The sequence below is a fragment of the Terrabacter sp. P2_E3 genome, assembly GCF_056403915.1.
Genome location: NZ_JBFUEN010000003.1, coordinates 229451 through 242712, shown reverse-complemented (window position 1 = coordinate 242712; position 13262 = coordinate 229451). Strand labels below are relative to the sequence as shown.

Sequence of the window (13262 nt, the reverse complement as noted above, 5' to 3'; positions counted from 1 at the left end):
GGTCAGCGGGTGACGCTGCGGGTGCGGCTCCAGCGCCACACGGCCGTCACGACGACGGCGCCGACGATCGAGCCGATGATGCCGCTCGGTCGCAGCGCGAGGCCGTCGCCCGCGATGAGGCTCGCGAGGAGACCACCGACGAACGAGCCCACGAGGCCCGCGACGATGGCCATCGTCCAGTCGATGCTCTTGCCCTCGCGACCCAGGATGAGCTGGGCGGCGGCGCCGACGAGCATGCCGAAGAGGATCATGCCGATGATGAGCATGGGCCGAGCATAGAGGCACCAGACGCCTCAGACCGTGGTGTCGCCCGAATCATCTGGCTTCTCGGTGGTCCGTTCGGTGGTCCGTTCGGTGGCACGTTCGGCGGCCCTCTCGATGGCCGGCTCGATCGAGAAGTCCAACGACGCGTCGAAGTCCAGGTCGAACGTCGGGTCCTGGTGGCGCAGCCACACCCGGTTGAGGATGGCGCAGCCCACGATGAGCTGACCGGCGACGAGGAGCCAGACGAGCACGGCACCGGCGACGCCGAGCGAGCCGTAGAGCGCCGACGAGTGCTCGATCCGGGCCGGGAGGTAGACGCGGCTGATGACGTGGAGGATCGCGAGCCCCACCCCGAAGAGCAGGCCGCCGGGCACGAGGTCCAGCCAGGACCGACGCCGGTCGGGCAGGTGGAGGGTGATGAGCACCCACCCGGCGCCTGAGATCCCCGCCTGGCAGACGAAGGACAGCAGGATGCCGCCGGGCAGGAGGTTGTCGAGACTCGTGACGAGCGCGGCACCGAGGAAGATGCCCAGCCAGGCCGCCCCGAAGACGAGCGTCGCCCCCAGCACCTCGCGCTGCGTGCGTCGGGGCACCCGGGCGTCCCACACGTGCGCGTTGACGATGACGAGGTTGCGCATCAGGGTTCGCGTCGTCCACAGCGAGAGGAAGAGACCGACGAGCACGGCCACCCACCACGAGCGGGTGGACTCCTCGAGGGCGACGGTGATCTGTTGCCGCAGGGTGCTCGTCACCCCCGTGACGGCGACGGCGTCCTCGGCCGCACCGGGGATCGCGCGGCTGAGTCCCGCCACCAGGCCGGACACGAGCAGGGCGAGCGGGAGCAGCCACAGGAAGGTGCGGAACGCGACCGCGCTGGCGAGCAGCATGCCCTGGCGGGCGACGTAGAGAGCCGCCATCTCCAGCGGCACCTTCGCCGCGGGAATGCGGCGGGAGAGGTCCATGTACTTCCGGGCATACCGGGACGCGGTGTCCTCGCCTCGCGACCGCAGACGCGCCAGACGACCTGACGCGGGCTCCACCGCGCCCCCGTCGGCCTCCAGGTCTGCGTCGTGCCCGGCCCCGTGTGCCATGGCTGAGGTTCCCACGGCGAGCGCCCCAGTGGTGGGTCTTCGCCCGACCGGTCCGGACCGCACCTCCCGCTGGCGCCCGATCTGCGCCACGCTGGACCCATGCCAGCCACCACGGTCGTCCTCTTCGGCGCCACCGGAGACCTCGCCAGGCGCAAGCTGCTCCCGGGCATGCTGCACCTGCACGAGTCCCAGCTCCTCGAGGGCCTGCGCATCGTCGCGACCTCGCTCGACGAGCTGAGCCGCGAGGAGTTCCTCGACCTCGTCCTCGCGTCGGTGCGCGAGCACAGCAGCCACAACGTGAGCGACGACGACCTGCGCGAGTTCGCCGAGCGGATCCACTGGGTGCCGGGCAGCTCCGGGCCGCAAGGGATCCGGGCCGCCGTCGACGAGTCGGAGGCGATCCTCGGACCCGACGCACGACGGCTGCACTACCTCTCGGTGCCGCCCAAGGCCGCCCTCGCCGTCGTGCACCAGCTCGCCGAAGCCGGTCTCGTCGAACGCAGCCGGATCATCATGGAGAAGCCCTTCGGCACCGACCTCGAGAGCGCCCGCAAGCTCAACGCCGAGCTCCACGAGGTCTTCGACGAGGAGCAGATCTTCCGCATCGACCACTTCCTCGGCAAGGAGGCGGCCCAGAACATCCTCGCCTTCCGCTTCGCCAACGGCCTCTTCGAGCCGATCTGGCACCGCAACCACATCGACCACATCCAGATCGACGTCCCGGAGACGCTCGGCCTCGCGCAGCGCGCGGACTTCTACGAGAGCACTGGCGCCTACCGCGACATGGTCGTCACGCACCTCTTCCAGGTGCTCGCCTTCACCGCGATGGAGCCGCCGACGGCGCTCGAGCCGCACGCCATCAGCGAGGAGAAGAACAAGGTCTTCCGGTCGATGTCGCCGATCGAGCCGCACGACGTCGTGCGCGGGCAGTACGTCGGCTATCGCGACGTCCCTGGCGTCAGGCACGACAGCCAGACCGAGACCTTCGTCGCGCTCAAGTGCTTCGTCGACAACTGGCGCTGGGCGGGGGTGCCCTTCTACCTGCGCACCGGCAAGCGGCTGGCTGAGGGCGCGCGCATCATCTCGATCGCCTTCAAGGAGCCGCCGCGCTCGATGTTCCCGGCAGGATCGGGCGTCGGCGACAACGGCCCCGACCACCTGACCTTCGACCTCGCCGACCGGTCACGCATGTCGCTCTCCTTCTACGGCAAGCGACCCGGGCCCGGGATGAAGCTCGACAAGCTCTCGATGCAGTTCTCCATGGGCGAGACCGACTGGGCCGGAGCGGTGCTCGAGGCGTACGAGCGGCTCATCTACGACGCCGCCCGCGGCGACCGCACCCTCTTCACGTCGGCCGACGGCATCGAACGCCTCTGGGAGATCAGCCAGCCGCTCCTCGACAACCCGCCGATCGTGCGCCCCTACGACCCGGGCACGTGGGGCCCCAACCAGATCCACCAGCTCGTCGCACCCTTCACGTGGCGCCTGCCCTTCGAGCGGCGCTGGCGCGACCCCAACACGACCGGCGCCTGAGCCCAACCAGGAGGTCGTAATTCGGCTGCGCGGGCCGGGAGCCCGCGAGCACACTGGGGTGGCCCGCTAACGATGGAGCCGCCATGGTGCCCACACGTCTGGTCAGGGCCGCGACCGCCGCGACCACTGCTGCTGTCGCGACCGCTGCCGCAGGCCTCCTCGCGGCCTGCGGGAGCTCGGTCGGCACGCCGAACCCGGGCCCCGCGCCGGGACCGGGCACGGCTGCCGTCGGCTCGGCGACGTCGGCCGCCGCTGACGGGCTGACCTCCACCGCTCCGTCGACGGCCTCCGGGTCAGGCTCTCCGACCGAGGTGGCCTTCCTGCCGGGCGCTCCGGTCTGGTGGTCCGGCTTCGAGATCGAGCTCGTCTCCGCCCGCCTCGACGAGCAGACCCGGCTGCTCGAGGTGCAGGCGAAACTGACGAACACGTCGTCCGTCGACACCAACCTCGGCGCCACGAGAGCCGAGATCTCGGTCGGCTCCCCCGACCACGTGACGGCGTGGGACACGGCCTCCGACACCATCCCGCACGGCACGACGCTGCCCAGCACCCTGCGCTTCCCCTCGGTGCCGGACGACTTCGACCTGACCGCGGCCCAGCTCGTCCTCGGCGGCGAGGGCGACCACCAGGCCGTCTTCGCCCTCGGCGACCCGAAGGCCAACGCGACGGCCGTCGCGACCCGCCCGCGCGACGTCCCGGCGACCGTCGTCATCAGCAACGCCCACACGGGCGCCAGGTTCGAGTCGCGCGACGTCAGGCTCCTGGCGGCGGCGTGCTCGGGTCCGAACCCGGTCGACGTGACCTATGTGCCCCTGGCCTCCGACCAGCTCGTCCTCGAGCTCGTCGGGACGATCCAGTCGCCGTCGCGATCGGTGGGCGGCGTTGCGGCACAGCGCGCGATGGCCAGCCCAGCCGGAAGCACCGCGGCGGTCGCCGAGCCCGGGATGAGCCTCGTCCTTGGCGTCGACGCCCCACCCGTGCGCCGACTGCACCTGTGCTTCCCCATCTCGGCCGACACGCACCGGCGGGTGGACCTGACCTTCGACACCCGGCTCGTCGGCGAGGACTTCGTCACCGCGACAGGCTCCGTCCAGCTGCCCTGACCCGCCCGGCCGGTGATGCCTCAGCGTGGGCCGTCGACGACCGTCTGGCGGGTGAATCCCTTGTAGCGAGTGCCTTGGTGCATGAGGTGGCCTCGGTCGCCCTCAGCCAGCTGGCCGAAGTCCCGACCGGACACCATCAGCTCACGGCGCTCGCCGGACGGCTCCTCGAACGTCACGAAGTACGTCGTGCTCGCGCTCGAGGGAGTGTCGGCGCTCATCGGCGCGCCGGCCTCGGCGCCGGGGAGGCCCGGCGACCCGGAACGCCGGCGCACGTCGGTGCGACGCGACACCACGAGGGCCTCGACGCTGCGCAGCGGGCTGGCCTCGTTGGCCCGCCACTGCGAGACGCCCTTGATGATCACGAACGCGAACCCCGCGACGACCACCATGGCGACGAGGCCGAAGAACGCCATGAACAGCGGCGGCGGACCGGACATCGCCTGGTCGAACGGGACGAACTCCTCGGTGAGCATGGCAACCCTGTCGTCGGTCGGGTGAGTCATCCTCTATGACTGCGTCCCCGGCCCGAATGGTTGCACGCCGTCGGGCTCGGTCTAGCGAGCATCCTTCTTGGCCTGTCGGCGGGCGCCCTGTGACTGCGACGACGCGTCCCGCTTCTGGCCGCCCGTCGTCTTCGTCGCGCGCCGCTTGCCCGACGGCACCGAGGCGGCACCGGCGGTCGAGGCCACCGATCCCGGACCCGTCCCGGCCTTGACCTCACGCGCCGCCGCGAGGCGCTCGGCCTTGAGGTCGGCGGCCGCGGCTCGGGCGACGACGCCGAGCCTCGCACTGACCCGTGCCAGAGCCAGCTCGAAGACCTCGGCCCGGTCGGCGTTGAGCCGGTTTGCCGGTCGAGCAGCGCCGCGAGACCCCTTGGCCGCGACCCGCGCGCTGGCCTGACGCCGGTAGAGGCCGACGTGCTTGGTGCGGGCCCGACGCACCCTCTGGTGCAGCTCGATGAGCTCGTCCTCGGACAGCTCGGCGAGGCGGGCCGGCTCGGTTTCGCGGACGAGGTCGGCCTGGTCCGCCGTGAGCGATGTCGTCGTCATGGCACTCGATCCTCGTCGCGCCGACGTCGGCGGGCATCACCTGTTGGGGGTGATGCCCGCCCCACCTCACTCGCCGGGGTAGACGACCCCGACCTGACGACGTACGGCATCCATCGTCTCCATGACGCGCAGCGTCGTGGCGTGCGGCATGAGCGGTGACTCGGTGTCACCGGCGACGAGGCAGCGGGCGAACTCGGCCGCCTCGTAGGAGAAGCCGCGCACGTCCTCGGTGAGGCCGCCGGGCCGTTCGTCGATGACCTCGTTGTCGGGGCCGACGAGCCGGATCGTCGAGCCCGGACCGTAGAAGGCGCCGGACAGCTCGAGGCGGGCCAGGGTCCCGGCGACGACCGCGGTGACCGGCGTGACCGCGGCCATCGTGCACGAGAGCACGCCGTGGGCTCCCCCGGCGCCGGTGACGGTGATCGTCGTCGTCGCGTCGACGCCGAGGTCGGTGAGCGTGCCGGTGGCCGTGACGGCCGACGGTGCGCCGAGCACGAGGTCGGCGAACGACACGGGGTAGACGCCGAGGTCGAGCAGGGCGCCACCCGCGAGCTCGGGCTGCGAGAGGCGGGCCGGGCCGCCGGGGTAGAGGCGCTGCCCGTGGTCGGCGAACACGGCGACGAGCTCGCCGATGAGGCCGGTCTCGACGACGTGTCGCACGACGTCGTAGTGCGGCAGGAAGCGGCTCCACATCGCCTCGACGACGAGCAGGTTCTGGGCGTCGGCGGCGGCGAGCACCTCGCGGGCCTCGGCGGCGCTGCGGGCGAAGGCCTTCTCGACGAGCACCGGCTTGCCGGCCTCGAGCGCCAGCAGGGCGTGGTCGCGGTGCTCGGAGTGCGGCGACGCGACGTAGATCGCGTCCACGTCCGGGTCGGCGACGAGCTCCTCGTAGGAGCCGTACGCCCGCGGGACCGCGAACTCGTCGGCGAAGTCCTGCGCCCGCTCGCGGCTGCGCGAGCCGACGGCGACGACGGACGACGACGTCCCGACCGCCACGGCGTCGGCGAAGGCGTGCGCGATGCCACCGGGCGCGAGGACGCCCCATCGGATGGCGGGGGCGTCGTGCGGGTCGGGCGTGCGCGGCTCGGGCAGCTGGAGGGGCACGTCGATGGGCAGGGTCATGCGTTCACATCCCAGAGGTGGTGGCGTATGTCGTGGGTGAAGTAGAGCGCGAGGGTACGGGCCGTGAACTCCGAGCCGTTGCTGCGCAGGGCCGGCCACTCCCACTGCGTACCCGCCGGGAAGGCGTATGCCGTCGCCGCCGCCTCGAACGCCGCCGTGACCTCGCGTGCCACGACGTCGGGGTCGGAGCGCCAGTACTGCTGCTCGACGGCGGTCTCGTCCTGGTCCCAGTTGGCGAAGCGGACGACCTCGCCGCCTCCGGCGAGGATCTGCTCGAGCCGGCCCCGCATGACGTCGCAGACGTCGCGGACGTGGCAGGTGTACTCGAGCGGCGACCAGACGCCCTCGGCCGGGCGGGCCCGCACGTCCTCGCGACCCAGTGCGGCGGCATACCGCTGCCCCGCGTCGCGGAGCAGCGCCGGCACGTCGGCGGGCTCGACGGCCGCGGGGCCGAAGCCGCAGTCGGGGCACGGTCGCGTCAGGACCCACGTCCAGTCCGCGTCGTCCGGCATCGACGGCCCGGGGTCGGTGAGGGGCTCGCTCATGGCGCCCAGCCTAGGGCCGGGGCGCCCACCGGCGAGCGGCAGTTCGGGGAGTCCACCCTGCGGGGGATACCGTATGTCTTCGTGCTCAAGGACTACCTGCCGTGGATCGTCGCCGGCGTCGTCGTGCTGGCGCTGGTCATCGGAGGAGTCGTCCTGACCCGCGTCGCTCCTGAGGCGACCGCGACCTTGCGCCGCCGTCCCCGCCCGCCGCGCGACCACTTCCGCAGCGGTGACGAGAGCCCCGCCCCGCTCAAGCGGGCCGGGATCGTCATCAACCCGACGAAGTTCACCGACCTGCCCGCGGTGCGCGAGCGGATCACCGCCACGTGCCTCGCGAACGGCTGGGGCGAGCCGCACTTCTACGAGACGACCGTCGAGGACCCCGGTCAGGGGCAGGCCGCGCAGGCCGTCCGCGACGGCGTCGACATCGTGTGCACGCTCGGTGGCGACGGCACCGTGCGCAACGTCGCGACCGCCCTCGTCGGCACCGAGACGGCGCTCGGCATCCTCCCCGCCGGCACCGGCAACCTGCTCGCGCGCAACCTCGACCTGCCTGTCGCCCTCGAGGCGGCCGTGGCGGTCGCGCTGACGGGGCGCAACCGGCGCATCGACGTCGGCGAGCTCGTCCTGGGCATGACCGCGAGCGGCGAGACGGGCGAGGACGCCGACGAGCCGGTCGACCCCGAGACGCACTACTTCCTCGTCATGAGCGGTGTCGGCATGGACGCGCAGATCATGGCCGGCACCAACGAGAACCTCAAGGCCAAGGTCGGCTGGCCCGCCTACATGGTCTCGGGGCTCAAGCACCTCGTCTCGCCGGAGTTCCGGATCGCCGTCAAGGTCGACGACGAGCTCGAGTTCCGCCGTCGCGCAAGGATGGTCGTCATCGGCAACTGCGGACGCCTCCTCGGCGGCCTCGTGCTCATGCCGAACGCCCGCGTCGACGACGGCCAGCTCGACGCCGTCATCGCGTCCCCGCGCGGGGTCGTCGGCTGGGTGCCCGTGGCGACGCGGGTCGCCACCCGGCAGCGCAAGGGTCACCCGACCCTGGACCACAAGGCGTGCAAGGAGATCCGCGTGCGCACCGACCGGCCCGTGCCCGTCCAGATCGACGGTGACGTCATCGGCGAGGCCACCGAGGTCAGTGCGACCGTGCGTCCCGGCTGCCTCACGGTGCGCGTCAGCCAGTAGGCCGCCCCCTCACCCCCCGCATCGAACGCAGCGTTCGGTGGCGAACGCGCTGTTAGAACACTGAGTTCGCGACCGAACGCAGCGTTCGGGCGGGAGGAGGGGATGGGTCCGGGCAGGGCCGCTCAGGCGAAGAGCGCCTGACCCCAAGTCTGCCCGTCCTTCAGCCCGGGTGGGCACGCGAAGACCGCCGAGCCGTTGTGCTCGATGTACTCGTTGAGCACGTCCGCCTTGGCAAGCGCCCGCTGCATCGGGACGAACTGCCGGCCCGGGTCGCGCATGTAGGCGAGGAAGAAGAGCCCCGCGTCGAGGTGGCCGACGCCGTCGGAGCCGTCGGTGAAGTTGTAGCCGCGCCGCAGGATGCGTATGCCGCCGAGCTGGCTCTCGTGGGCGAGGCGCACGTGCGCGTGGACGGGGATCGCCGGCTGGCCGCCAGGGCCCTTCTTCGCGAAGTCGAGCGTGTCGAACTCCTTCGCCCGGCCGAGTGGCGCCCCCTCCTTCTTGTCGCGACCGATGACGTCCTCCTGCTCCTGCAGGCTCGTCCGGTCCCAGACCTCGATGTGCATCCGGATGCGGCGCGCGACGAGGTAGGAGCCGCCGGCCATCCAGGCACCGCCGCCGGTCTCGTCGTCAGGTGCGACCCACACGTGCTGCGCGAGGCCCTCCGGCTCCTCCGCCTTGAGGTTGTTGGTGCCGTCCTTGAAGCCGAACATGTTGCGCGGCGTGGCCTGAGCGGTCGACGTCGACGACGTGCGGCCGAAGCCGAGCTGGGACCAGCGGACCGCGACGACACCGAAGCCGAGCCGCACGAGGTTGCGCACCGCATGGACCGCGACCTGCGGGTCGTTCGCGCACGCCTGGATGCAGAGGTCCCCGCCCGTACGGCGCGGGTCGAGCTGGTCGCCGGTGAAGGCCGGGAGGTCCCGCAGCGCGGCCGGGCGCTTCGACGCGAGGCCGAACCGGTCGTCGAAGAGGGAGGGGCCGTAGCCGATCGTGATCGTCAGCCCGGACGCCGGCAGGCCGTAGGCCTCACCCGTGTCCTCGGGAGCCCGGTTGGGGCCGCCACCGACGAGCCCGCCGGGCGCTGCCTCGGCGCCGGCCGTCATCCGCTCGGCCGCACGGGTCCAGTCCTCGAGGAGCAGGCGCAGCTGCGTGCGGTCCTTCGTTACGACGTCGAGCGCGACGAAGTGGAGGCGGTCCTGCGCGGGAGTGACGATGCCGGCCTGGTGCTCACCGCGGAACGGGATGGCCGCGTCGAGCGCGAGCGCGGGCGCTGCGGTGGCCGTCGGGGCACCTGCCGCAGAGGCGTCGGTACCGCGCGACACGGCATAGGCACTCGTCGCGCCCGCGACCACGCCGGCGACCGCGGCGGTCCCGGAGGCGCCCAGGAGACGGCGGCGGCTCACGCCGCCACCGACCTCGGTCCCGGGGACCGTCGCGTCTGCGCGCTCGGGGACGCCGGGCTCGTCAGGGAAGGGGCTCACTTGGCCTCCACGACTCCGGGGACCTTGGACACCTGCTCGGAGAGCGCGTCGAGCGAGACGGTCAGGTCCTTGATGTCGGCCTCGGTGAGCGCGGTGTAGCTCGCGTAGTCGGCGCCGGTCTTGTGCTTGGCGAGCAGGCTCGACAGCTCGGTGAAGTCGGCGTCGAGGGCCTTCTGCAGGGCCGGGTCGCGCTCGGCGATGACGGGGCGCAGCACGGCGAGCGCCTGACGCGAGCCCTCGAGGTTGCCGTCGAAGTCCCAGAGGTCGGTGTGCGAGTAGCGCTCCTCCTCGCCCGTGATCTTGCCCGTCGCGACCTCGTCGAGCAGGGCCTTGGCGCCCCCCGCGATCGACAGGGCGGTCGGCTCGACGGTCTTGCTCTTCGCGGCGATCTCGGTGACGTCGGCGAGCAGCTGGTCGGCGATCGCACCCGAGTCCTTCTGGAGGCCGTCCTTCCAGAGGTCCTTCTCGAGGCGGTGGTAGCCGGTGAAGGCCATGCCGTCGGCGATGACGTCCTCACGGCCGTCGATCTTCGGGTCGAGGTCGCCGAAGCTCTCGGCGACCGGCTCGATGGCCTCCCACGGGTGGCGCGCCTGGGCGTAGAGCGACTTGGCCTTCGCGACGTCACCGGCCTTGACCGCGGCGACGAACTCCTTGGTGCCGTCGACGAACTCGTCGGCCTCGGAGGCGACGAAGGCCTTGTAGTCGGTGATCGCCTTGGCGACCTTCGAGTCGGCGCTGCCCTTCGCCGCGGTGCCCGTCACGGTGAACGCGCCGCGGATGCCGTCGCCGACCATGCCGGGCTTGCACGAGGTCGTGAACGTGCCGGGATCGGTGATCTCGACCTTGAGCTCGCGGCTCAGGCCGGGCGTGATGTTCTCGACCTCGGCGACGATGCGGTCACCCTCGGCGTAGAGGTAGAACTCGTTGACCTTGCTGCCCGAGTTCGTGACCTGGAAGGTCACGGTGCCGGCCTTGGCCGTCGTGGCGCTCAGCTCGCACGCGGTGTCGGTGGCGTTGACCGTGATCGGTCCGCCGCCGCCACCGGCCGCGGTCGAGCCGGCAGTCGCGGTCGGCTTGTCGGCGCAGCCGGTCAGGGCGAGGGCCGCTGCGAGTGACAGGGCGACGGGCACGGCGGTGCGCACGGCGCGGGCAGCGGGGCGCAAGGCAGGGCGGGGCATGGTGGTTCTCCTGGAGGGCGTCGGTGTGAGTGCGGAGGGGACCGGCCGGGCCGGTCGGCGCGAGACGGTCAGGCGGCGACGGTGGGACGCGCGTCGCTCGTCGGGGTCGCGCTGGGGGCCTGCTGCGCCGGGGCAGCCGGGGCGACCGGGGCGGCCGGCCGGGCCGGGCGCAGGAAGAGGGTCAGGACGATGCCGACGTAGAGCACCCACGCGATGGCCTGGAGCACGGTGGTCGCGGGCGTGAAGTTGAAGATGCCCTTGAGCAGGGTGGCGTACCAGCTGCCCGGGTCGACGGTCGCGCTGACGTCGAAGGCGAGCGTCGTCAGGCCGGGCAGGAAGCCGGCCTCCTGGAGGTCGTGGATGCCGTAGGCGAGGATGCCGGCCGCGACGAGGACGAGGAGGATGCCGGTGTAGCGGAAGAAGGTGCCGAGGTTGATCTTGACCGCGCCTCGGTAGATGAGCCAGCCGAGGACGACGGCGCCGCCGAGACCGATGACCCAGCCGATGAGCGGCTGGTTGTTGCCCTGGCCGGCGGCCTCGGTCGTGGCGTAGAAGAAGATCGCCGTCTCGAGTCCCTCGCGCCCGACGCCGAGGAAGGCGACGAGGGCGATCGCGAGCGGGCCCATGTCGAGCGCCTTGTCGAGCTTGCCCTTGAGCTCGCCCGAGATCGTCCGCGAGGCGGACTTCATCCAGAAGACCATGAAGGTGACGAAGACGACCGCGATGATCGAGGCGCTGCCACCGATGAGCTCCTGGGCCTCGAAGGTCAGCTGCTTCGTGCCGTAGGTGAGCAGGGCCCCGAGGGCGACCGACAGGGCGACGGCGACACCGACCCCGGTCCAGACGTGGCGCAGGGCCCAGCGGCGATCGGTCTTGACGAGGAAGGCCACGAGGATGACGACCACGAGGGCCGCCTCGAGTCCTTCTCGGAGTCCGATGAGCGCGTTGCTCGCGAGCACGGGTGCCTTCTCTCAGGTTGTTCTCAGCAATTACGCCACGGCGACGTGACGGAATTCAGGAAAGCACAGGTAAGCCTTGCCTAACAACCCGGTCCCGGTGTCAGAGTCGCCACATGAGCACGCCTGAGTCCTCCTCCCCGACCTTTTCCGGCTTTCCTCCCGGTGCCCTGTCCTTCTACGCCGAGCTCGAGGACGTGAACTCCCGGGACTGGTGGCTCGCCCACAAGGACGTCTACGAGCGCGACGTGCGCGAGCCGATGCTCGCCCTGCTCGACGGTCTCGAGGACGAGTTCGGCCCCGCCAAGCTCTTCCGGCCCAACCGCGACGTGCGCTTCAGCGCCGACAAGTCGCCCTACAAGACCCACCAGGGCGCGCTCGTGGGCTCCGGCACGGTGCTCGGCCACTACGTGCAGGTGAGCGCCGACGGCCTGCGCGCTGGCGGCGGCTTCCGGGCGGTGAGCCCGGCGCAGACCGCCCGCTTCCGGGCAGCCGTCGACGCGCCGTCCAGTGGACTCGCACTCGAGACCATCCTCGAGGCGTTGCGCGGCAAGGACTTCGAGCTGATGGGCGAGCAGGTCAAGACCACCCCGAGGGGATACGCCGCCGACCACCCCCGCATCGCGACGCTGCGTCACAAGGAGCTGATGGTCTCCCGCGACTTCGGCGCGCCCGCCTGGCTGTCGACGACCCGGACGCTGACGGAGGTCCGGGACACGTGGCGGGCCGTGCGACCGCTGACGGCCTGGCTCGAGGAGCACGTCGGCGCCGAGGAGCCTGCGACCCGGCGGTGACGTGCCCGGTCTCCCGGCTGCACCGTCAGCCGGCCTTGCGACCGATGACCCCGAACATCGTCACGGAGAAGAAGGCCGTGCCCGCCCGCGCCGCGGCCATGACGTCCGCCAGGAGCCGGTCGGCCTCCTCGCGGGTCAGCGCGCCCTCCTGCACCGCGGCATCGGCGTTCCGGTGGACCACACCGCTGCCGAGCAGCGCGCGCGGCGGCATGACCAGCGCGGCCGAGCCGATGTCGTGGTCGACGAGCAGCCCGGCGGCCCGGAGCTGGTTCGGCAGGTGTCGCGCCGCGAACGGGTTCGGCATCCGTCGCCAGTTGGCCTCGGCGTAGCGACGCACGAGGTCTGGGTCTCCGGGGTGGCTGATGACGGTGCCCCAGTCGCTGTCGAGGACGGCGGCGCGTCCACCGGGCGCGAGCACCCGCGCGAGCTCGTGGGCCGCAGCCTGCGGGTCGGCGAGGTGCTGGAAGACGCGCTCGCAGCGCAGCACGTGCACGGCACCGTCGGCGAAGGGCAGGTCGGCGGCGTCGCCGTCGATGAACGTCGCGGCGGACCCGAGCAGGGCCGCACGCCGCGACGCCTCCTCCCGCAGGCCGGGGTTGGGCTCGACACCGACCGCACGTCCGTTCGGTGCGACGGCCTCGGCGAGGCGACGCAGCTCCGTGCCGAGCCCGGCCCCGACGTCGACGACCGACTCCCCCGGCTCCGGCGCCAGGGCCTCGAACGCCCAGGCCCGCAGGCGCCGGACCGCCGGCTGCTGCTCCTGCGCGTCGAGGAGCGCGACGAGGGTGGCGACGCGGGCAGCGCCGCCCTCGCCGATCCGCTCCCGCGTGAACATGTTCGGGGCGGCGCCCGGCTCCTCGGGAGGAGTCGGACCCGACTGAGGGGTCACCGCTCCAGCATGCTGCCCACCGTTCGGATCGGGGCGGGGTTTGCCGAGAACTGTCGAGGGTGGGCG

14 protein-coding genes are annotated in these 13262 nt (G+C 72.0%); 4 read left to right on the top strand and 10 right to left on the bottom strand.

The genetic code is table 11. From position 1 onward, the window contains the following. Positions 1-2: 2 nt before the first annotated feature. Both AC1DW8_RS04385 and AC1DW8_RS04380 read right to left on the bottom strand, forming a co-directional pair. Positions 3-266, bottom strand: a complete 264-nt coding sequence (locus AC1DW8_RS04385; protein WP_056774754.1) for a GlsB/YeaQ/YmgE family stress response membrane protein — start codon at positions 264-266, stop codon at positions 3-5. A 27-nt stretch (positions 267-293) separates the two neighbouring features. After that, positions 294-1226, bottom strand: coding sequence for a YhjD/YihY/BrkB family envelope integrity protein (locus AC1DW8_RS04380; RefSeq protein ID WP_478092175.1), 933 nt, complete (start codon positions 1224-1226; stop codon positions 294-296). A 228-nt stretch (positions 1227-1454) separates the two neighbouring features. Between AC1DW8_RS04380 and zwf the strand changes: the two genes are divergently transcribed. Next, a complete protein-coding gene (zwf, locus tag AC1DW8_RS04375) occupies positions 1455-2888 on the top strand; it encodes a glucose-6-phosphate dehydrogenase (protein ID WP_056774761.1) in 1434 nt (477 codons plus the stop codon). An 83-nt stretch (positions 2889-2971) separates the two neighbouring features. Further along, positions 2972-3991, top strand: coding sequence for a hypothetical protein (locus AC1DW8_RS04370; protein WP_478092171.1), 1020 nt, complete (start codon positions 2972-2974; stop codon positions 3989-3991). Positions 3992-4011: 20 nt separating this feature from the next. On the opposite strand, the gene AC1DW8_RS04365 is transcribed toward AC1DW8_RS04370, so the two are convergent. From AC1DW8_RS04365 to AC1DW8_RS04350, 4 genes are all read right to left on the bottom strand, one after another. After that, positions 4012-4494, bottom strand: coding sequence for a DUF2500 domain-containing protein (locus tag AC1DW8_RS04365; RefSeq protein WP_478092169.1), 483 nt, complete (start codon positions 4492-4494; stop codon positions 4012-4014). A gap of 51 nt (positions 4495-4545) precedes the next feature. After that, positions 4546-5040 (bottom strand): hypothetical protein, encoded by a 495-nt coding sequence (locus AC1DW8_RS04360; protein ID WP_478092165.1) that lies wholly within the window; start codon positions 5038-5040, stop codon positions 4546-4548. A gap of 66 nt (positions 5041-5106) precedes the next feature. Next, a complete protein-coding gene (locus tag AC1DW8_RS04355; RefSeq protein ID WP_478092161.1) occupies positions 5107-6162 on the bottom strand; it encodes a Gfo/Idh/MocA family protein in 1056 nt (351 codons plus the stop codon). Continuing rightward, positions 6159-6707: a DinB family protein gene (locus tag AC1DW8_RS04350; protein WP_478092159.1), complete on the bottom strand. Its 549-nt coding sequence runs from the start codon at positions 6705-6707 to the stop codon at positions 6159-6161. Before AC1DW8_RS04350 ends, AC1DW8_RS04355 begins: the two co-directional genes overlap by 4 nt. Before the next feature lie 81 nt (positions 6708-6788). Here AC1DW8_RS04350 and AC1DW8_RS04345 point away from each other — a divergent pair, with 81 nt between their 5' ends. After that, entirely contained in the window at positions 6789-7898 is a 1110-nt protein-coding gene (locus AC1DW8_RS04345; RefSeq protein WP_478092157.1) for a diacylglycerol/lipid kinase family protein, read from the top strand. Positions 7899-8020: 122 nt separating this feature from the next. Here the strand turns inward: AC1DW8_RS04345 and efeB are convergent, their stop codons facing one another. From efeB to efeU, 3 genes are all read right to left on the bottom strand, one after another. Beyond that, positions 8021-9379, bottom strand: a complete 1359-nt coding sequence (gene efeB, locus AC1DW8_RS04340; RefSeq protein ID WP_478092155.1) for an iron uptake transporter deferrochelatase/peroxidase subunit — start codon at positions 9377-9379, stop codon at positions 8021-8023. Then, a complete protein-coding gene (gene efeO / locus AC1DW8_RS04335; RefSeq protein WP_478092153.1) occupies positions 9376-10557 on the bottom strand; it encodes an iron uptake system protein EfeO in 1182 nt (393 codons plus the stop codon). The genes efeB and efeO overlap by 4 nt, the downstream gene beginning before the upstream one ends. Before the next feature lie 68 nt (positions 10558-10625). After that, positions 10626-11516 carry an iron uptake transporter permease EfeU gene (efeU, locus tag AC1DW8_RS04330; protein WP_056825952.1) on the bottom strand — a complete coding sequence of 297 codons (891 nt, stop codon included), beginning with the start codon at positions 11514-11516 and terminating at the stop codon, positions 10626-10628. Positions 11517-11629: 113 nt separating this feature from the next. Between efeU and AC1DW8_RS04325 the strand changes: the two genes are divergently transcribed. After that, positions 11630-12307, top strand: coding sequence for a DUF2461 domain-containing protein (locus AC1DW8_RS04325; RefSeq protein ID WP_478092150.1), 678 nt, complete (start codon positions 11630-11632; stop codon positions 12305-12307). 25 nt (positions 12308-12332) lie between these two features. Here the strand turns inward: AC1DW8_RS04325 and AC1DW8_RS04320 are convergent, their stop codons facing one another. Then, positions 12333-13196, bottom strand: coding sequence for a methyltransferase domain-containing protein (locus AC1DW8_RS04320; protein WP_478092148.1), 864 nt, complete (start codon positions 13194-13196; stop codon positions 12333-12335). Positions 13197-13262 lie beyond the last annotated feature (66 nt).